This window comes from Duganella sp. Dugasp78 (assembly GCF_059491455.1).
Map to the genome: position 1 here is coordinate 1,284,608 of NZ_CP168506.1, position 17,444 is coordinate 1,302,051.

Genomic DNA, 17,444 nt, shown 5'->3' on the forward strand with positions numbered 1-17,444 from the left:
CGCCCCTCATGACGCACCGGCGGTGGTTGCCTGGCCGCCGGCCGCCATGTGCACGTGGTTGCGGCCGTTCCGCTTGGCGTGGTACAGCGCGCGGTCGGCGCGCCGCAGCAGCAGCTCGGCCGCCTGCCCCGGCAGCGGCACCATGAAGGCGACGCCGATGCTGACCGTGACGATGCCGTGCGACGAGGCCGCGTGCGGCATCCGCAACGCGGCCACGGCGGCGCAGGCGTCGGCCGCCAGCTGCCGGGCGCCGGCCTCGTCGTTCAGCGGCAGCAACAGCGCGAATTCTTCGCCGCCGTAGCGCGCCACCAGATCGTCCGGCCTGCGGCACTGGGCCGCCAGCGTCGTCGCCACCGCCTGCAGGCAGCGGTCGCCGTCCTGGTGGCCGTAGGTATCGTTGTAAAGCTTGAAATGGTCGACGTCGATGAGCGCCAGCGCCAGCGGCTCGCCGCCGCGCATCGCGCGCGTCCAGGCCGTCTCCAGCGCGCCGTCGAAGGCGCGCCGGTTGTGCACACCGGTCAGGCCGTCGGTGTTCGACAGCAGCGCCAGCTTGGCGTTGCTCTCGGCCAGCCGCGCATTGCTCTGTTCCAGCGCGCCGGTGCGCTCGGCCACCAGCGCGGCCAGCCTGCGCTGGATGCGCTTGAGCGCGCCGATCCTGGCCCAGTAGGCGCCGGCCAGCGCCAGCAGCAGCGCGGCGGCGGCCAGCCCGCGGCACCACCAGGTCTGCCAGAACGCCGGCCGCACCGTCACCGCCAGGCTGGCCGCCTGCGCGCTCCAGACGCCGCGGTCGTTGCTGGCCTTGACGCGGAAGCGGTAGCTGCCGGGCGCCAGGTTGGTGTAGGTGGCGATACGGTGCGCCGCGTCGGCCTGCACCCAGTCGCGGTCGAAGCCTTCGAGCATGTAGGCATAACGGTTCAGCCCCGGACTGGTGAAATGCAGCGCCGCGAATTCGATCGACAGCACCGACTGGCCCGGCGGCAGCTCGACGCCGCGCGGCGCATGCAGCGGGCCGTCGAGCCGCACGCCGGGCGGCAGTCCGGCCGCCAGCGAGCGGTTGAACACGCTGATGTCGGTGATCGCCGCCACCGGCGCCACCGAGGCCACCGCCACCAGCGGCGGCCGCACGATGCTCACGCCGGGCGCGCCGGCGAAATACAGGGTGCCGTCGGCGGCGGTGAAGGCCGCGCCCACCTTGAAATTGTCGATCAGGCCGTCGACCGCGGTATAGCGGTCGGCCTGGCCGCTGGCCGGGTCGTAGCGGATCAGCGCCTCCTCGGTGCTGAGCCACAGCCGGCCGCCGGCCTCGCTCTGGATCGCGAACACCCGCTCGCTGCCGCTGCGCGCCGACTGCGGCACAAAACGGATGGCGCCGTCGGCGCCGGTCACGATCTGGTCCAGCCCCTTGGCGGTGCCGGCCCAGATGCGTCCCTGGCCGTCCTCGTGCAGGCTGGAGACGGCATCGTCCGACAGCGCACCGGGGCCGCCGTCGCCGCGCTCGAAGAAACGGAAGCGGCCGCTGGCCAGATCGAGCATCTCCAGCCCACGCCGCCACTGCGACGCCATCCACACCCGCCCCTGCCGGTCCTCCAGGATGGTCGAGGTGCCGGCCACGCGCCGCCCCTGCGGCTGGCCTGGCTCGACGCGGTAGACGCGCTGCTTGCCGCTGCGCGGGTCGTAATGGATGGCGGCGTCGCCCGTGCCCAGCCACAGCATGCCGTCGCGGCCGGGCGCGACCACGGCCACCAGGTCGGCCACGCCCTCGCCGAAATGGACGGTCCGCAGCGGGCCGTCGGGCCGGTCGAGCCGGGCCAGGCCCGCATCGGTGCCGATCCACAGCGGCCCGCCGGGCTGCTGGTACAGATGGTTGACGCGGTCCGACGGCAGCGCGCCGGCCTGTCCCGGCCGCATACGCAGGTTGCGCAACATGGTGCCGCTGGCGACGTCGTTCAGCGACAGGCCGTTCAGCCCGCCCACCCAGAGCCGGCCGTCGCCGGCCGGCGCGATCGCCTGCGTGGTGACGTTGGGCTGGGCGTCGGCGATGTGCTCGAGCGGCAGCACGAAGCGGCTAAAGCCCTGGCTGCCGAGATTGGACACGCTGATGCCGGCGTTGAAGGTGCCGACCCACAGCATGTTGGCGCGGTCGCGCATCACCGCCGCCACGCCCGGTGTGTGCAGGCTGTGCGGATCGCCGCCGCGGGTGGTGAACTGCACTAGCCGGTCGCTGCCGGCACGCCAGCGCAGCAGGCCGGCGGTCCAGGTGCCGGCCCACATCGTGCCCTCGCCATCCTCGAAGAAGTTGCTGACGCGGCTGTCCGGCGACTCGACCCGTGCGCGCATGCGCCAGTCGCTGCCGTCGGTCCAGCGGTAGACGCCGTTGCCGGTGCCTATCCACAGCCGCTGCGCGCGGTCCATGCGCAAGGCGTGCACGGAGTTGGCCTGGGCATCCGGCTCGGCGTCGCTGTCGACGCGGAAATGCCGGAACGCCTTGCCGCCTGGCGGCAGGTAGTCCAGGCCGCGCGGCCAGGTCTCGAACCACAGGCCGCCGCGCGCATCGAGCGCCATCGAATCGCTGGCGCTGGTCTGCGGGCTGTCCGGGTCGCCGTCGTGGTGCAGGTATTGGACGAAGGCGCCGGTGTCCGGATCGAAATGCTGGATGCCGGCCCAGGTGCCCAGCCACAGGCCGTCCTTGCCGTCCGAGATGATGTTGCGCACCAGGCGGGGAATGCCGGCCAGCGTGCCGATCTTGAAGCGCGTGAAATCGTTGGTGGCCGGATCGAAGCGCGCCAGCCCGTCGTAGGTGCCGACCCAGATCCGGCCCTTCTTGTCCTCGTAGACGATGGAGACGCGGTCGCTGGGCAGGCTGCGCGGGTTGGCCGGATCGTAGGCATATTTGACGGCGCGGTAGCCGTCGTAGCGGTACAGGCCGCCGTTCAGCGCACCGACCCAGATGAACGACTGCCGGTCCTGCAGCAGCGCGGCGATGGTCTTGTCGTCCGCGCCCGGCGCCACCAGCTTGCGGAAGCGCAGTTCGGACGTCGGCGCGGCCAGCGCGGCGGCAGCCGGCGCCAGCAGGCACGCCATGACGGCCAGGCGCAGCGTTGCGGCAATAAGGATAGGTCTGCCTGTCATCGTTGGTCCCGCCTTCGGGCTGTCAATAAAATCAACAAGCAGTCTGGCGTTGCCGGCCTGTGCTGTCAATCAATATCGGCGGGAGTGGCTGGCGAAGGCCAACTCACGTATAGTCGTCATGCCTTCAACTTTTCGGGAAACCAAAATGAAAAAACTGTTCGTAGCCAGCCTGATCCTGTCCCTGAGCGGCGCCGTGTTGGCGGCCGAGCCGACGGCCCAGCAAAGCAAGATGAAAACCTGTAACGCCGACGCGAGCGGCAAGAAAGGCGATGAGCGCAAGGCCTTCATGAAGGAATGCCTGAGCGCCAAGGCGGAAGCTCCGGCGCCGAAGATGACGCAGCAGGACAAGATGAAGAAATGTAATGCCGACGCCACCGGCAAGAAAGGCGACGAGCGCAAGGGCTTCATGAAGGAATGCCTGAGCGCCAAATAAACCCCGCACGCCCTAAGTGGCTGGCGAGCGCCGCCACTTAGGGGTCTGACCCCGTACGGGGTCAGACCCCGCACGGCCGTGCGGGTCAGGCCGCGACGCCGGCCGAGTGCTCCTGCTGCCGCTGTTGGCGGCGGTACAGGATCAGCGTCGCGCACAGGCCGCACACTGCGGCAAACGTCATCCACCAGCCCGGCGCGCTCTTGTCGCCGGTGTACTCGATCAGGCCGGTGGCGATGGCCGGCGTGAAGCCGCCGAACACCGCCGTCGCCAGGCTGTAGGCCAGCGAGAAGCCCACCGTGCGCACCTCGACCGGCATCACCTCGGTCAGCGCCACCACCATCGCGCCGTTGTAGCTGGCGTACAGGAAGGACAGCCACAACTCCACGCCCAGCATGCGGCCAAAGCTCGGCGCCTGCACCAGCCAGTGCAGCGCCGGATACGCGGTGCAGATCGCCAGCACGGTGAAGCAGATCAGCAGCGGACGGCGGCCGACGCGGTCCGACAGCGAACCCATCACCGGCAGCCAGCAGAAGTTCGACAGGCCGACAAACAAGGTCACCATCAGCGCATCGGTGGTCGACAGGTGCAGCACATTCTTGCCGAAGGTCGGCGTGTAGACCGTGATCAGGTAGAACGACACGGTGGTCATCGCCACCAGCATCATGCCGGCGATCACCAGCGCCCAGTTGTTGAGCATGGAGCGGAAGATCTCCTTCAGCTCAGGACGGTGCTTGCGCGCCTTGAATTCCTCGGTCTCCTGCAGCGAGCGGCGGATCACGAACAGCACCGGCACGATCAGGCAGCCGACGAAGAACGGAATGCGCCAGCCCCACGCGCCCACCTCGGCCGGCGTCAATGCCTGGTTCAGCGCGTAGCCCAGCGCGGCGGCGGCCACCACCGCCACCTGCTGGCTGGCCGACTGCCAGCTCACATAGAAGCCCTTGCGGCCCGGCGTGGCCATCTCCGACAGGTAGACCGACACCCCGCCCAGCTCGACGCCGGCCGAGAAACCCTGCAGCAGGCGGCCGATCAGCACCAGCGCCGGCGCCAGGTAGCCGATGCTGGCGAAGCCCGGCACGCAGGCGATCAGCAGGGTGCCCAGCGCCATCAGCGCCAGCGTGACGATCAGGCCCTGGCGGCGGCCGACGCGGTCGACGTAGGCGCCCAGGATGATGGCGCCCAGCGGCCGCATCAGGAAGCCGGCGCCGAAGGTCATGAAGGTCATCATCAGCGAGGCCACTTCATCGCCGCTGGGGAAGAAGGCCTTGGCGATGGCGTTGGCGTAAAAGCCGAACAGGAAGAAGTCGAACATCTCCATGAAGTTGCCGCTGACGACGCGGAACACCGTGCTGAAGCGCGACTGCTGGAGTTGGGGGGAGCTGGAGGAAGTCATGAGTGTCTCGCTGTGGTGACTTTATTGATACGGGTCGGAGCAGGTCCGCCGGGCTTTTTGGCGATCATACGCCGCTTTGCTTTCATTTCGCCTTCAATCATGCGCCCCATCCCAGCCATTGAACGTAGTCATAATGCAACACAACCCCGGATTTTTACCGTTTATCGCAAAGTTGTCGGCAGCGGCGGCAAGCTTAAGTAAAATTCATCCTGTTCAAAATGACAATCCATCGAGGAAATCCATGCGCCGCACCGCCACTGCCGTTCTGATCCCTGCCCTGTTCGCCCTGAGCGCCTCGGCCGCCGCCGCCGCCGCCGAATCCCCGCGCCAGCTGCCCTCCTTCGTCGCCATCAACGCCAAGGGCGCCTTCGCCATGACGGTGGAAGTGGGCAAGGCCCAGTCGGTGCTGGTCAGCGGCGACCAGCAGTTCGTTGCCGCGCTCAAGACCGAGGTGGTGGGCAACGAGCTGCTGATCACCATGCCGGACAAGTCCTTCAAGTCCGGCAAGTCCGATCCGCGCATCACCATCACGGTGCCCTCGCTGAGCCGGGTCAAGGTCGAGGGCGCGGGCGAGACCATCCTCAACAAGGTCAGCACCGACCGCCTGGACATCGGCTACCTGGGCGCCGGCCATCTGGTGGCCAACGGCAAGGTCAAATACCTGCGGGTCAACGCCAAGGGCGTCGGCGAACTCGATACCAGATCGCTAGTGGCCGAACGGGTCGACGTCAATTTCGAAGGCGTGGGCCACGTCAGCGTGCACGCCACCGAGCTGCTCAACGCGGTCGCCAAGGGCATGGGCGAGCTGGACTACTACGGCCATCCGAAGACCGTCAACAAGTCGGTGGCCGGCATCGGCAGCGTCAACGCCAAGGACTGAGCCGGCGTAATAACTTGCCTTGCTGACACGCCGGGCGATTGCGGGTACTATCGACGACAGGGAACCGCAAACGCACCTCGGAGGCTGTCACGGTGGCTGTGCCGAACGACATCGCGCACTGGCGCGCGCAAATCTTTGCGAAGCTGCTGCTGGTCGTGTTCCTGCTCGGCACGGCCACCGCCATTCCCAGCATCCTGCTGGCGGCCAGCGAGGGCCTGTGGTCCATCGTCGTCATCGACCTGGTCGCGCTGCTGTGGCTGGCCGGCATCTGGCGCCTGCGCCACCTGCCCTACACCCTGCGCGTCATCAACTTCCTGCTGGTCGCCTTCGTGGTCGGCATCGGCCTGCTGCTCAAGGTCGGGCCGGTCAGCCAGATCTACCTGATGGCCGTCCCGGTGCTGGCGGCGCTGCTGCTGGGCCTGCGCCCGGCGCTGTGGACGCTGGGCATGGCCGGGCTGGCGGTGATGGTGGTCGGCTTCGAGCAGAATTCGCAGCTGCGCATCGCGGGCCTGCCGGACTACGGCTTCCTCAAGGCCGCCATCATCACGCTCAACTTCATGTTCATGACGGCGGTGCTGACCTTGTCCTGCGCCGTGCTGCTGCAACACCTGGCGCGCTCCTTCGACGAGCTGCAGCAGCAGCAGCAGGAACTGTCGGCGCTCAACGCCGAGCTGCGCATGACGGCGGCCGACGTGTCGCGCCTGGCCTTCTTCGACGTGCTCACCGGCCTGCCCAACCGCCGCCTGCTGATGGACCGCATCGACAAGCTGCTGGCCAGCTCCGAGCGCGGCGCCACCTACAGCGCCGTGATGTTCATCGACCTGGACCGCTTCAAGACCATCAACGACGCGCGCGGCCACGCCATCGGCGACGCCCTGCTGCGCAACGCGGCCGCCCGCCTGTCGCGGCTGATGCGCAAGGCCGACACCGTGGCGCGCATCGGCGGCGACGAATTCGTGGTGCTGCTGGGCCACCTGTCGCCCGAGCTGCACGGCGCCACCCTCGCCGCCTCGACGGTGGCGGAAAAGATCCGCGCCGCCATCGGCCAGGAGGTCGAGATCGAGGGCCAGACCTACAACTCCACCGCCAGCATCGGCGTGACCATGCTGCCGCAGGGCGGCCAGAGCGCGCAGGACCTGCTGCGCGAGGCCGACACCGCGATGTACCGCGCCAAGGCCGAGGGCCGCAACGGCATCGCCTTCTACGAGACGGCGATGCAGGCCGAGGTCGAGCGGCGCCTGAGCATGGAGCGCGACCTGGCCGCCGCGCTGGCCGCCGGCGAGCTGCAGATGCACGTGCAGGCCCAGGTCGACCGCGGCGGCCGCGCGGTCGGCGGCGAGCTGCTGATGCGCTGGCCGCTGGCCGGCGGCGAGATGGTGCCGCCGGCGGTGTTCATCCCGGTGGCCGAGGAATCCGGGCTGATCGTCGAACTGGGCGCGTGGGCGCTGCGCCAGGCCTGCGAGGCGGTGCTGCAGCTCGAACGCGCCGGGCTGGCCATGCCGCTGTCGGTCAACGTCAGCCCGACCCAGTTCCGCCAGGCCGATTTCGTCGAGGTGGTGCGGCGCACGCTGGCCGACACCGGCGCCCCGGCCGCCATGCTGGTGCTGGAGGTGACCGAGGGCCTGCTGATCGACAAGATGGAGCAGACCATCGCCCGCATGCACCAGCTGGCGGCACTGGGGCTGCGCTTCTCGATCGACGATTTCGGCACCGGCTATTCCAGCCTGGCCTACCTGAAAAAAATGCCGCTGTATGAACTGAAGATAGACCGCAGCTTCATCATGGACACGCCGGACCACGCCAACAGCCGGGCGCTGGTGCAATCGATCCTGGCGATGGCCGGCCACCTGGGCTTGCGGGTGGTGGCCGAGGGCGTGGAGACGCAGGCGCAGGCCGACTTCCTGATCGCCCACGCCTGCGACAGCATGCAGGGCTATCTGTACGCGCGGCCGATGCCGCTGGCGGCGCTGATCGAACGATTGCAGGCAACCGCGGCCGCAGCGGCCGCCTGAGCCGCTCGCAAGCGGAGCGCGCCCGGGATCGGCTGGCGCCGGCGCGCTTACTGCATCACGCTGACGCGCTTGCCGCTGATGCTGCGCTGGGCCGGATTGCCGTACACGGTGACGTGGCCGGAGCCGGTGGCGTCGGCCACCAGCGACTGGCTGACGCCGGCCGAGATGCTGCCGGAGCCGTAGGACACCAGTTCCGCGCTCTGGCTGGACAGGCCGGCCAGGTCGGCGCTGCCGGAGCCGTGCACGCGCACATTCATGCTGCGCACGGTGCCGCTGGCGTTGACGCCGCCCGAACCATTAATGTCCAGGTTCAGCGTGTCGCCGTTCAGGCGGCCCAGGTCCAGCCGCCCGGAGCCGCCCAGGCTGGCGACGGTGGAGCCGCTTTGCAGGCCGGCGGCGCTGACGCTGCCCGAACCGTTGACGCGCACATCGAAGCTGCTGACGCTGCCCGACAGCTGGATCTGGCGCGACCCCTTCTGGCTCAGGCTCAGCGGGCCGCCGTTCAAGCCGCTGACCGTCAGCCGCCCGGAGCCGTTGGCGTCGATCTGGCGCAGCTGCGGCGTGGTGTAGATCACGCGCAGCGGATTGGCGCTCTGGATATTGCCGTCGATCCAGACGCGCAGCCTGCCGCCGCTGGCGTCGGTGCGCAGCATCGGCAGCAGGTTGCTGTCGCCTTCCACCTGCAGCGAGGCGGCGCTGCCGACCCGCACTTCGACCAGCATCGGACCGTTGATGTCGATGCCGTCGCTGCCGGCGATCTCGCGGCGTTCCGTGGCCAGCTGGCCGTTGCCCTGCACCGCCGAGCTGCCGAAGGCGGAACTGTAATGCATGCCGCCGTTGCCGCTGCCATCGTCCGGGACGACAATGACGGCGCAGCCGGCGAGAGTGGCGAAGGCGGAGATGACGGCGATGGAGATGGCGGTACGCATGATGGGGATGTCCCTGAAGTTATAGTGCCGCCACTGTAGCGCCGCCGTCCGCGCGCCGCCCGCGCCGTGCGACGAACGGCAGAAAACGGGGGGCAGGCCGCCCAAAGCCGGTGCTATCATGACGGCATCCACTGACCCCGCCGCCACCGCCGATGACCTCCGCCACCACCCCGACCGACAGCCTGATCGCCCTGCGCGACCTGACCCGCCAATTCGCCGCCGAGCGCGATTGGCAGCAGTTCCACACGCCGAAGAACCTGGCGATGGCGCTGACGGTGGAGGCGGCCGAACTGGCCGAGCATTTCCAGTGGCTGCAGACCGGCGCCGACGCCGAACTCGATGACGCGCGCCGCACCGGCATCCGCCACGAGCTGGCCGACGTGCTGCTCTACCTGGTGCAGCTGGCCGACAAGAGCGGCGTCGACCTGCACGCCGCCGCGCTGGAGAAGATGGCGCTCAACGCCGCCAAGTACCCGGCCGACCGGGTGCGCGGCGACGCCCGCAAGTACAGCGAATACTGACAGCCTTCTCCTTTTACCTTCACTTCGGCCGGCGCACCGCGCGCACCTTGCCGCTGTCGCCGCCGCCGCAGTAGAACAGGTTGGCGCCGTCCGACTCCAGGCCGCTGACGCCGACGCCGGCCGGCATCTCCAGCCGTTCCAGCACTGCGCCGCTGGCCGGATCGATGCGGCGGACGTCGCTCTGGTCGCCCTCCCAGGTCCCGTGCCACAACTCGCCGTCGACCCAGGTCACGCCGGTGACGAAGCGGTTGGAATCGATGCTGCGCAGGACCTTGCCGGTGGCCGGGTCGACCTGGTGGATCTTGCGGTCGCGGAACTGGCCCACCCACAGGCTGCCCTCGGCCCAGGTCAGGCCGGAATCGTAGCCATCGCCCGGCGCCGGGATCGAGGCCAGCACCTTGCCGCTGGCAGGATCGATCTTGTCGATGCGCTTCTCGGCGATCTGGTACAGATAAGTGCCGTCGAAGGCGGTGCCGGCGTCGCAGGCGATGTCCAGCGTGCCGGTGATGGCGCCGCTGGCCGGATCGAGGGCCAGCAGCCGGGTGCCGGTGGCGGCCCACACGCGCTGGCCGTCATGCGTGACGCCGTGGACGCCCTCGACGCCGTCGAAGGGGCCGTATTCGCGCACGATTTCGGCCGGGCGCGCCTTGGGTTGAAGCTGGGCTGTGTTGGTGTTCGCGTTCATTGCTGCCTCCTGATGGTGGGTGCGCCGCGGATCGGCGCCGCAAGAGCACTTTATGCCATCGGCAGCGCGGCGGGGAGTAACAAGATTGTCGTGTATTGTGCCATGTAGCCCGCCAGCGGCGGCGCCAGCCAGCGCCGCGTGCGGGCCTGGCCGATCGGCCGTACCCGGCCGGCCGACTCCAGCTCGGCCAGCGCGCGCTGCACGGTGCGCTGGCTGGCGCCCAGCGCCAGCGCCAGCGCGGAGGTCGACCAGGCCGCACCGTCCGACAGCAGCGCCACCAGCGCGCCCTGCTCGCCGACGATGGGCGGCGCCAGCACCACCACCTCGCCGGCCGCCAGCGGCTTGAGCGCGAAGCCGCCGGCGGTGGCCGCGATCGTCGCCATCCCTTTGACCAGCGCGCGCAGGCGGCCGATCTCCACCCGCAGGCGGGCGCGGTGCGTGTCGTCGGGGTCGCGGGTGTTGAAGGCCGCCTCGATCAGGACGGCGCGGGAGACGTCGCCGGGCCAGGCCTCGGCCAGCGCGCGCGCCAGCGCGAACAACACCGGCCGCCGCGCCAGCGAGCGCCATTCCGCACCGGTGCCGGTGCCCATGCCGCGGCGGCAGGCGTCCACCACCAGCACGTCGGAGGCCAGCAGCGCGGCCACTTCGTCCAGCCGCAGCACCTGTTCGACGCCGGCCGCCAGGCGGCGGGCCGCGGGCCGGCCGAACGCGCTGCGCGCCTCGTCCACTTCGGCCAGCAAGGCCGGAATGCCGGCGCGCCCGGCCGCCGCCTGCGCGCGCTCCAGCGCCAGGCGCGCCGGCGCGATGCGCAGGGAGCGCAGCGCCAGTTCCGCTCCGGCCAGTTCGGCCACCGCTTCCAGCGCCGGCGGCAGGCCGCGCGCGTCCAGCAGCGCCAGCGCCGTTCCGGCCTGCTCCAGGCGCCCCAGCAACAGCAGGCGGCGCACCGCGATCAGGCGCGCATGCAGCGCGTTGGCGCGGTCGGCGTGCGCCTCCAGCGTGGCCAGCGCCGCCGCCAGCGCGCGCGGCGAGCCGGCGAAATCGCGCACCGCCAGCGCCACCTCGGCCTCGGCGATCACGCAACGGGCGCGCGACAATTCCTCGTGGACGCCGAAGCCGCGCGCGGCGCGCCGCAGCAGTTCGCGCGCGCGTCCGTGCTCGCCCAGCTGGGCCATCGCGATGCCGCGCAGCGCCAGCGCCGGCGGATCGTCGCGCAGGGCGACACGTTTGAGGGCGCCGAGCGCGTCACCGGCTGCGAGGGCGCGCGCGGAGGCGGCGATCAGGGAATCCATGGCGACAGCATACACCGGCCTGGCGCCACGGCGCAGGCCAGGCACTCAGCGTGGCGGCAGCTGCAGCGCCTTGCTGATCTGCGCCGAGACGATGGTCCATGACGGCGAGGTGGCCGCCACTTCGTCGTAATGGCTGCCGCCCGGCAGCACGATCACCTCGGCGTGGTCGCCGGCCGCCTGGGCGCGGCGCGCATAGTCCTGGCCCGCGCGCAGCGGCGAGATGGTATCGAACTCGCCGTGGATCAGCACCGTGCGCACGCCGGACGGCAGCAGCTCGGCCGGCGACGTGTCGGAGAAAATGTCCGGCCGCGCCGCGCTGGCGGTGCCGGACAGCTGCGCCATGTGGCGCTCGCAGCTGGTCTTGATCAATTGTTCCTCGTGGCGCAGGTCAGCCAGGCCGCCCAGGCTGATGACGGTGCGGACCGGCAGCGGATCGGCCGCGTACAGCGGGCTGCTGCGCGGCAGGCGCGCGCGCGAGGCGGCCCACTGCGCCAGGTGGCCGCCGGCCGAATGCCCGACCAGCACGATGCGCGACAGGTCCAGCCGGCGCTGCGGGGCCAGGGCGCGCAGATGATCGAGCGCCGTGGCGACGTCGTGGTACATGCCGGGATAGCCGCCGCCCTCCTCGTCGACGCGGCGGTACTCGACGTTCCAGACCGCGACGCCCTGGCGCAGCAAGTCGCCGGCCATATTGCGCATCTGGGTGATGCCGCCGAACTCCCTGGTCCAGCAGCCGCCGTGGACGATCACCGCGAGCGGGAACGGGCCGTCGCCGGCCGGCTGGAACAGCTCCGCGAACTGCGACGGCGCCGCGCCATAGGCCACGTGCAGCGTGGGCACGGGACCGTCCAACGCCAGATAATCCTGCAAAGTCATCGGCACCGCCGACAAGGTCCCACCGCCAGGTTTCAACATGCATGCACTCCGCTAGACAATAGCGTCATGCTACACATAAAACCCCGAGGGTCAAGTCTGTCAATCGGACACGAACCCTGCCGTAGCGACTTCTACGGCAGGGCTCGTGTCCGAATGTCAGACTTGACCCCCGAGTGCTTAGAACTTGTAGTTGGCGCGGACGTAGTAGTAGCCGCCGTTGATGCCGATCGGCGAGAACGATGGCAGCACCGTCACCGCCGCGTTGTCGCCGGCCGCGCGCTCGTCGGCCAGCAGCGCCGGGTTCACGCCGTTCGGATACTTGTTGAACAGGTTGTTGGCGCCGGCCGCCACCGACCAGGCGGAGTTGATCTTGTAGCCTACTTCCAGGTCGGTGATCGCCTTGGCCGAGATTTCGGTCAGGTGGTAGACCGATCCGTCCTCGCTGCCGTACTCCGACGATTTGCCATACAGCGCTTCACGCAGGTTGATGGTCCAGGCGCCGATCTTCCACAGCGCACCCAGGTTGATGCGCATCTTCGGCGAGGCGGTTTCCAGGTCGGAAATGGCGGCCTTGTCGAGCAGCGTCTGCGGCAGCAGCTGGGCCGGCGCCTGGTTGATCTTGGTGACTTCGACCTTGTTGTAGTTGGCGGCCACCGACCAATCCACCTTGCCCCACGTGCCGTAGTTCTCGTTCAGCGTGGCGACGAACTCCAGCCCGCGGCTGCGGGTGTCGACCGCGTTGGAGAAGATGTTGATGCCGGTCTGGCTGACGGTGTCGTCGAGCACATTGCCGTTGGCCTTGATCGCCGCCACCACCGCCGGCGAGTTGTCCGATCCGCCCGAGCCGTACAGCGCGCCGGAACCGACGATGCGGTCGCGGATCTTGATCTGGTAGACGTCCAGCGTGATGGCCAGGTTGGCGGCCGGGTTGAGCACCAGGCCGAGGCTGAAGTTGGTCGATTTTTCAGGCTTCAGGCCGTCGACGCCCACCAGCTTGGCGCCGGCCGAATTCGGCGCCAGCTGCACGAAGGCGCTGGTCGGGCTGACGTTGGTGGCCGAGTAGTATTCCTCGGCCAGCGTCGGCGCGCGGAAGCCGTTGCTGAAGGTGCCGCGCAGGCCCACCATCGGCGAGACGTCGTAGCGCGCCGTGAACTTGCCGACCTTGGCGTTGCCGAAGTCGGAGAAGTGCTCGTAGCGGCCGGCCAGGTCCAGCGTCAGGTCGGTGACCGGATTGCCGGCCAGGTCGATGTAGGCCGCCTCGTTGGTGCGGCGGTGGCTGCCGGCGTCGGTCAGCGAGAAGCCCGGATAGGACTGCGAGCCTTCCTTGTAGCGCGAGGCGGCGTCGCCCGCTTCGATCTCGTACTGGTCGATGCGGTGCTCAAGGCCGGCCGCCACGTTCAGCGGCTTGGCCCAGCCGACCGCGAATTCGCGGCTCGCTTCCAGCGACGTGGTCAGCTGGCTGGCGATGAAGGAACCGGCGTGGAACACGGTCGGCGTGCTGCCGGTGTCCTTGAACAGCGAGACGTTGCCCGAATCGGCCACGCCGATCTTGCTGTTGTCCTTGCCGTAGGTGGAGCTCAGGTCCATATTCCAGCCGGCCACCACGCCCTTGACGCCGGCGGTCAGCGCGTAGTCGTCCTGCTTCATGGTTTCCTTCGGCGAGAAGCCCGTCGGATAGACCTTCGGCAGGCGGCTCGGCAGACGATAGTTCTCGTAGGCGCGCGCTTCCTTGTGGCCCCAGGTGGCGATGGCGTACAGCTGGCTGTCCGGCGCGAAGTCGTAGCCGAAGTTGGCCGCCAAAACGTTCAGGTGGTATTGCGCGTCGCCCGAGATGTGGTTGACGTGCGGGTAGCCGGCCTGCTGGAACATGCCGGGCCAGGCCGCCATGTTGGCATCGGTGATCACGCGCGGATCGATGCCGCCACGGTCGCTGTAGCCGTGGTACTTGGATTCGGCGGTCAGGCTCAGGTAGGCGTCCTTGAACGGTTCGACGCCGATGTTGGCGGCGCCGTCGCCGGTGCGGCCGCCGCCGTCGGAGTAGCCGCCACCGGTGGCGCTGGCGGTGCCGCCGTGGTTGTTCGACTTGAGGATGATGTTGATCACGCCGGCGATGGCATCGGAGCCGTATTGGGCGGCGGCGCCGTCCTGCAGCACTTCAATGTGGTCGATCGCGGATACCGGAATGTAGTTCAGGTCAGCCGCGGCGCCGCCCTGGTATGGTCCGCCCAGCACGGCCAGGTTGGCGGTGCCGTGGCGGCGTTTGCCGTTGATCAGCACCAGCGTGTTGTTCGGGCTCAGGCCGCGCAGGCGGGCCGACAGCGTCAGGTTGGCGGTATCGCCGCCGAAGGCTTGCGCGGTGAACGACGGCAGGTTCTGCGCCAGCGCCTGGATCAGGTCCGGCTGGCCGGTGCGCTGCAAGGAGGCCGAGTCCAGCACCTGGATCGGCGAGGCGCTGTTCTCCACCTTGATGCCGCTGGAGCGCGTGCCGGTGACGATCACTGAGCTGACGGCAGCGTCGTCGGCCGCTGCTGCAGCTGCGTCGGCGGCGTAGGCGGAACCCATCGCCAGGGTGGACAACACGGCGGAGACGCCGGTCTTGAGTATGGCCTTATGCATAGTTAATCCCCATTGAATAAAAAAGAAAGTACGACCCTGTTACGTAATTATTTTTTTGCTGCTACCACTTCGATTTCCACCAGCCAGCCCGGATTGCTCAAGGCCGCCACCTGCACCACGGCACGCGCCGGCAGCTTGGTCTGCGCGCCGCCGAAGTGCTGGGTGTAGGCCTCCATGAAGCCCTTGGTGTCGGCCTTGCCGCCCTTGGCCGGATCGCCGACCAGGTAGACGGTCATCTTGACCACGTCCGTCATGTCGAGCTTCATGCCCTCCAGGACTTCCTTGATCTTCTTCAGCACCGATTCGGACTGGGTCTTGGTGTCGCCGAAGGCGGCCACGGAATCCGGCGCGGCGCTGGCGTCGGCGATGGCCGGCACCTGGCCGCTGACGAAGTGGATGGTGGCGGTGGACGGCACCGTGACGGCCAGGGCGATCGGGAAGTCCGAGCCGGGGATCTTGTGGCGGACGATGTCAGCGGCGGCGGCCTTGGGCGCGGCGCCGGCGGCGACCGGCAGCAGCGCCAGTGCGGCCGGGATCAACAGGGAAACGAGTGCTTTATTCATGCGTTCTTCTTTCAGTGTTTGTTGGACATCTGGCCGTTGCTAAAATGGTCGACTTGCAGTACATCGCGCAGCGCCAGCACCTCCGGCTCGCTCAGCGGCGAGGCCTGGTTGCCCCAGCTGCTGCGCACGAAACTGAGAACGGTGGCGATCTCCTGGTCGCTCAGGCTGTCGCTGAAGTCGGGCATGCCGCCCCGCCCTTTCAGCAGCACCGCAGCGACCTCCGCGCCCTTCCCCTGTACGAATTTGTTCCCCGCCAGCGCCGGGAAGGCGCCCGGTATGCCCTTGCCCGTGGCCTGGTGGCAGGCCGCGCAGTTCTTCAGGAACAGCGCCTTGCCATCCATCTGCTGCGCGCGCGACGGCGCGGTGGCGCCGGCGGCCAGCACGGCGATGATCGCCATCGCCGCCTTGATCAATACTTCCTTCATGCGCTGGCCCTTTCATGGATCTTGGCGATCTGCTGCCACGCCGATTCGATGGCGCCGGCCTGCCAGCCAGTCAGGTAGCTCAGGTGCTCGCCGGCCAGCAGCACGCGGCCCTCGCCCTCCACCAGGATCGGGTAGGCGGCGGCGCGGGTCTTGTCGGTCCACTCGGCCCAGCCGCCCAGGTTGTACTGCACGCGGTGCCAGGCGACCGAGAACGCGGTCTCGAAGTTCTCCGTGTACTGCGGGAAGATCTTCTGCCCGGCCTCCAGCGCGAACGCGGCGCGCTCCTTCGGCGACAGCGCGCTGATCTCGATCGCGGCCGTCTGGTACTGGTAATAACCGAGCAGCACGCCCTTCTTCTTTTGCCAGCCGTAGGACGGCATCGAGATGGTGTTGATGCCTTTGAGGTCGGTGAGCACGTGGCCGCCGTAGAGGTGCTCGTCCTCTTCCCAGAAGCGGCGCTTCATCTGCAGGCCGATCTTGCCGACCGGCGCGTAGGCCACCGTGGCGACGGCCTTCTTGAACTTGTCCGAGAAGTCGGTATCGATCTGGCGCAGCACCGACAGCGGCATCGCCACCAGGCAGTAGTCGGCGCTGATGCTGGAGGCCTTGCCGCTGCCGGTGTCCTTGTAGGTGACGGTGACGCCCTTGTCGTTCTGGCGGATGGTCTGCACTTCCGAGCGGTAGCGGATGTTCTTGCCGACGCGCTTTTCAAACGCCTTGGCGATGGCGTCCATGCCGCCGACCGGCTGGAACATGGTGTTCTGCATCGGGAAATCCTGCACCGCGCTGTAGACGTTGCCCAGCTTGGAGGCCAGCAGGTCCTTGAATCCCAGTGGGTCGGACGGCGTGCCCGCTCCCGGCGAGACGCCGGCGCCGGGATTGACCGCGAAGCCGCGGCCGCTGCGGCCCTTGTATTGCAGGTCGGCGCCGGCCAGCTGGCCTTCATGCGCCAGGTAGTCCAGCAGCAGGCGCTGGTCGTCGGCGGTCAGTTCGGCGTCCAGCTGCTTGCTCTTGACCGACTTGGCCAGCAGTTCGGAGACGTGGCCGCGCATGTCGGCCTTGATCTCGGCCACCCGCATGCGCTTGCCGGCGTAGGGGCCGGCGTTTTCCGAGTAGACGAAGGAATGGTCGTTATCGTTGACCATGACTTCCAGCGGCACCTCGAACAGCCGCGTGTAGTGCAGCGTCGACTGGTGGTGCAGCGGGATGCGCCACGGGCCGTGGTTGATGTACTGGCCGTCGTCGAAATCGCAGGTCTGCTTTTCGCCTCCCAGCTCGGTCAGGCTGAAGCCCTTGCGCGCGGTCTGGCAGCGGCCGCCGGCGAAGGCGCGCGCTTCGAGGATCTGGCAGTGGTAACCCAGCTTTCCCAGTTCGTAGGCGGCGGTCATGCCGGCCAGGCCGGCGCCCAGTATCAGCACCTTCTTGCCTTTGCCGCTGCCGCTCAAGGCCGGCGGCTCGGAGGCGGTCGAGCCTATGCCCATACCCCAGGCGTTCATGGTATTGAGCAGCAGGCCGGTGCCGCCCACCGCAGCTGCCCGATACAGGAAATCCCTGCGCGTCAATGCACTAAACGATTTAAACGATTTTACTGTTTTACCATCCATCGACTTCCTCCGGTGACTTGCGAATCCATAGTCCTCATCAAGCAATCGCCGTGCCACGGATTCAAGCAAAATAAACATGCTTCGCCGTT

General features: G+C 68.5%; 14 protein-coding genes. 4 read left to right on the forward strand and 10 right to left on the reverse strand.

Annotated features, from left to right (window positions below; all coding sequences use genetic code 11):
* Positions 1-6: 6 nt before the first annotated feature.
* Positions 7-3,129 (reverse strand): ligand-binding sensor domain-containing diguanylate cyclase, encoded by a 3,123-nt coding sequence (locus ACEN9O_RS05735; protein ID WP_495616662.1) that lies wholly within the window; start codon positions 3,127-3,129, stop codon positions 7-9.
* Positions 3,130-3,274: 145 nt separating this feature from the next.
* Between ACEN9O_RS05735 and ACEN9O_RS05740 the strand changes: the two genes are divergently transcribed.
* On the forward strand, positions 3,275-3,562 hold the full coding sequence (locus tag ACEN9O_RS05740; protein WP_495616663.1) for a PsiF family protein: 288 nt from the start codon (positions 3,275-3,277) through the stop codon (positions 3,560-3,562).
* 85 nt (positions 3,563-3,647) lie between these two features.
* On the opposite strand, the gene ACEN9O_RS05745 is transcribed toward ACEN9O_RS05740, so the two are convergent.
* The gene (locus ACEN9O_RS05745) at positions 3,648-4,955 is read right to left on the reverse strand and encodes an MFS transporter (protein ID WP_495616664.1); all 1,308 of its coding nucleotides are present in this window, start codon (positions 4,953-4,955) and stop codon (positions 3,648-3,650) included.
* A 241-nt stretch (positions 4,956-5,196) separates the two neighbouring features.
* Here ACEN9O_RS05745 and ACEN9O_RS05750 point away from each other — a divergent pair, with 241 nt between their 5' ends.
* Together ACEN9O_RS05750 and ACEN9O_RS05755 are read left to right on the forward strand one after the other, a co-directional pair.
* A complete protein-coding gene (locus ACEN9O_RS05750) occupies positions 5,197-5,835 on the forward strand; it encodes a GIN domain-containing protein (protein ID WP_495616665.1) in 639 nt (212 codons plus the stop codon).
* Between the two features lie 92 nt (positions 5,836-5,927).
* Positions 5,928-7,847, forward strand: coding sequence for a putative bifunctional diguanylate cyclase/phosphodiesterase (locus ACEN9O_RS05755; RefSeq protein WP_495616666.1), 1,920 nt, complete (start codon positions 5,928-5,930; stop codon positions 7,845-7,847).
* A 47-nt stretch (positions 7,848-7,894) separates the two neighbouring features.
* Here the strand turns inward: ACEN9O_RS05755 and ACEN9O_RS05760 are convergent, their stop codons facing one another.
* The gene (locus ACEN9O_RS05760) at positions 7,895-8,776 is read right to left on the reverse strand and encodes a head GIN domain-containing protein (RefSeq protein ID WP_495616667.1); all 882 of its coding nucleotides are present in this window, start codon (positions 8,774-8,776) and stop codon (positions 7,895-7,897) included.
* Between the two features lie 152 nt (positions 8,777-8,928).
* Here ACEN9O_RS05760 and ACEN9O_RS05765 point away from each other — a divergent pair, with 152 nt between their 5' ends.
* Positions 8,929-9,297 carry a nucleotide pyrophosphohydrolase gene (locus ACEN9O_RS05765; RefSeq protein ID WP_495616668.1) on the forward strand — a complete coding sequence of 123 codons (369 nt, stop codon included), beginning with the start codon at positions 8,929-8,931 and terminating at the stop codon, positions 9,295-9,297.
* A 19-nt stretch (positions 9,298-9,316) separates the two neighbouring features.
* Here ACEN9O_RS05765 and ACEN9O_RS05770 read toward each other — a convergent pair whose 3' ends face one another.
* The 7 genes from ACEN9O_RS05770 to ACEN9O_RS05800 all read right to left on the reverse strand — a co-directional run bounded on the left by ACEN9O_RS05770 (position 9,317) and on the right by ACEN9O_RS05800 (position 17,313).
* Positions 9,317-9,982 (reverse strand): Vgb family protein, encoded by a 666-nt coding sequence (locus tag ACEN9O_RS05770; protein ID WP_495616669.1) that lies wholly within the window; start codon positions 9,980-9,982, stop codon positions 9,317-9,319.
* A 50-nt stretch (positions 9,983-10,032) separates the two neighbouring features.
* Positions 10,033-11,271 (reverse strand): helix-turn-helix domain-containing protein, encoded by a 1,239-nt coding sequence (locus tag ACEN9O_RS05775; RefSeq protein WP_495616670.1) that lies wholly within the window; start codon positions 11,269-11,271, stop codon positions 10,033-10,035.
* A 45-nt stretch (positions 11,272-11,316) separates the two neighbouring features.
* Positions 11,317-12,186 carry an alpha/beta hydrolase gene (locus tag ACEN9O_RS05780; RefSeq protein ID WP_495616671.1) on the reverse strand — a complete coding sequence of 290 codons (870 nt, stop codon included), beginning with the start codon at positions 12,184-12,186 and terminating at the stop codon, positions 11,317-11,319.
* 138 nt (positions 12,187-12,324) lie between these two features.
* Positions 12,325-14,763 (reverse strand): TonB-dependent receptor plug domain-containing protein, encoded by a 2,439-nt coding sequence (locus ACEN9O_RS05785; RefSeq protein ID WP_495616672.1) that lies wholly within the window; start codon positions 14,761-14,763, stop codon positions 12,325-12,327.
* 47 nt (positions 14,764-14,810) lie between these two features.
* Positions 14,811-15,326: a RidA family protein gene (locus ACEN9O_RS05790; RefSeq protein WP_495616673.1), complete on the reverse strand. Its 516-nt coding sequence runs from the start codon at positions 15,324-15,326 to the stop codon at positions 14,811-14,813.
* A gap of 11 nt (positions 15,327-15,337) precedes the next feature.
* Complete coding sequence (locus tag ACEN9O_RS05795) at positions 15,338-15,751, reverse strand: c-type cytochrome (protein WP_495616674.1); 414 nt, start codon at positions 15,749-15,751, stop codon at positions 15,338-15,340.
* Positions 15,748-17,313 (reverse strand): flavin monoamine oxidase family protein, encoded by a 1,566-nt coding sequence (locus ACEN9O_RS05800; RefSeq protein WP_495616675.1) that lies wholly within the window; start codon positions 17,311-17,313, stop codon positions 15,748-15,750. Before ACEN9O_RS05800 ends, ACEN9O_RS05795 begins: the two co-directional genes overlap by 4 nt.
* Positions 17,314-17,444: the final 131 nt, after the last annotated feature.

Coding starts and splice junctions, on each gene's coding strand:
- ACEN9O_RS05735 (WP_495616662.1), bottom strand. CDS start 3,129: ATGACAGGCAGACCTATCCTTATTGCCGCAACGCTGCGCCTGGCCGTC.
- ACEN9O_RS05740 (WP_495616663.1), top strand. CDS start 3,275: ATGAAAAAACTGTTCGTAGCCAGCCTGATCCTGTCCCTGAGCGGCGCC.
- ACEN9O_RS05745 (WP_495616664.1), bottom strand. CDS start 4,955: ATGACTTCCTCCAGCTCCCCCCAACTCCAGCAGTCGCGCTTCAGCACG.
- ACEN9O_RS05750 (WP_495616665.1), top strand. CDS start 5,197: ATGCGCCGCACCGCCACTGCCGTTCTGATCCCTGCCCTGTTCGCCCTG.
- ACEN9O_RS05760 (WP_495616667.1), bottom strand. CDS start 8,776: ATGCGTACCGCCATCTCCATCGCCGTCATCTCCGCCTTCGCCACTCTC.
- ACEN9O_RS05765 (WP_495616668.1), top strand. CDS start 8,929: ATGACCTCCGCCACCACCCCGACCGACAGCCTGATCGCCCTGCGCGAC.
- ACEN9O_RS05770 (WP_495616669.1), bottom strand. CDS start 9,982: ATGAACGCGAACACCAACACAGCCCAGCTTCAACCCAAGGCGCGCCCG.
- ACEN9O_RS05775 (WP_495616670.1), bottom strand. CDS start 11,271: ATGGATTCCCTGATCGCCGCCTCCGCGCGCGCCCTCGCAGCCGGTGAC.
- ACEN9O_RS05780 (WP_495616671.1), bottom strand. CDS start 12,186: ATGTTGAAACCTGGCGGTGGGACCTTGTCGGCGGTGCCGATGACTTTG.
- ACEN9O_RS05785 (WP_495616672.1), bottom strand. CDS start 14,763: ATGCATAAGGCCATACTCAAGACCGGCGTCTCCGCCGTGTTGTCCACC.
- ACEN9O_RS05790 (WP_495616673.1), bottom strand. CDS start 15,326: ATGAATAAAGCACTCGTTTCCCTGTTGATCCCGGCCGCACTGGCGCTG.
- ACEN9O_RS05795 (WP_495616674.1), bottom strand. CDS start 15,751: ATGAAGGAAGTATTGATCAAGGCGGCGATGGCGATCATCGCCGTGCTG.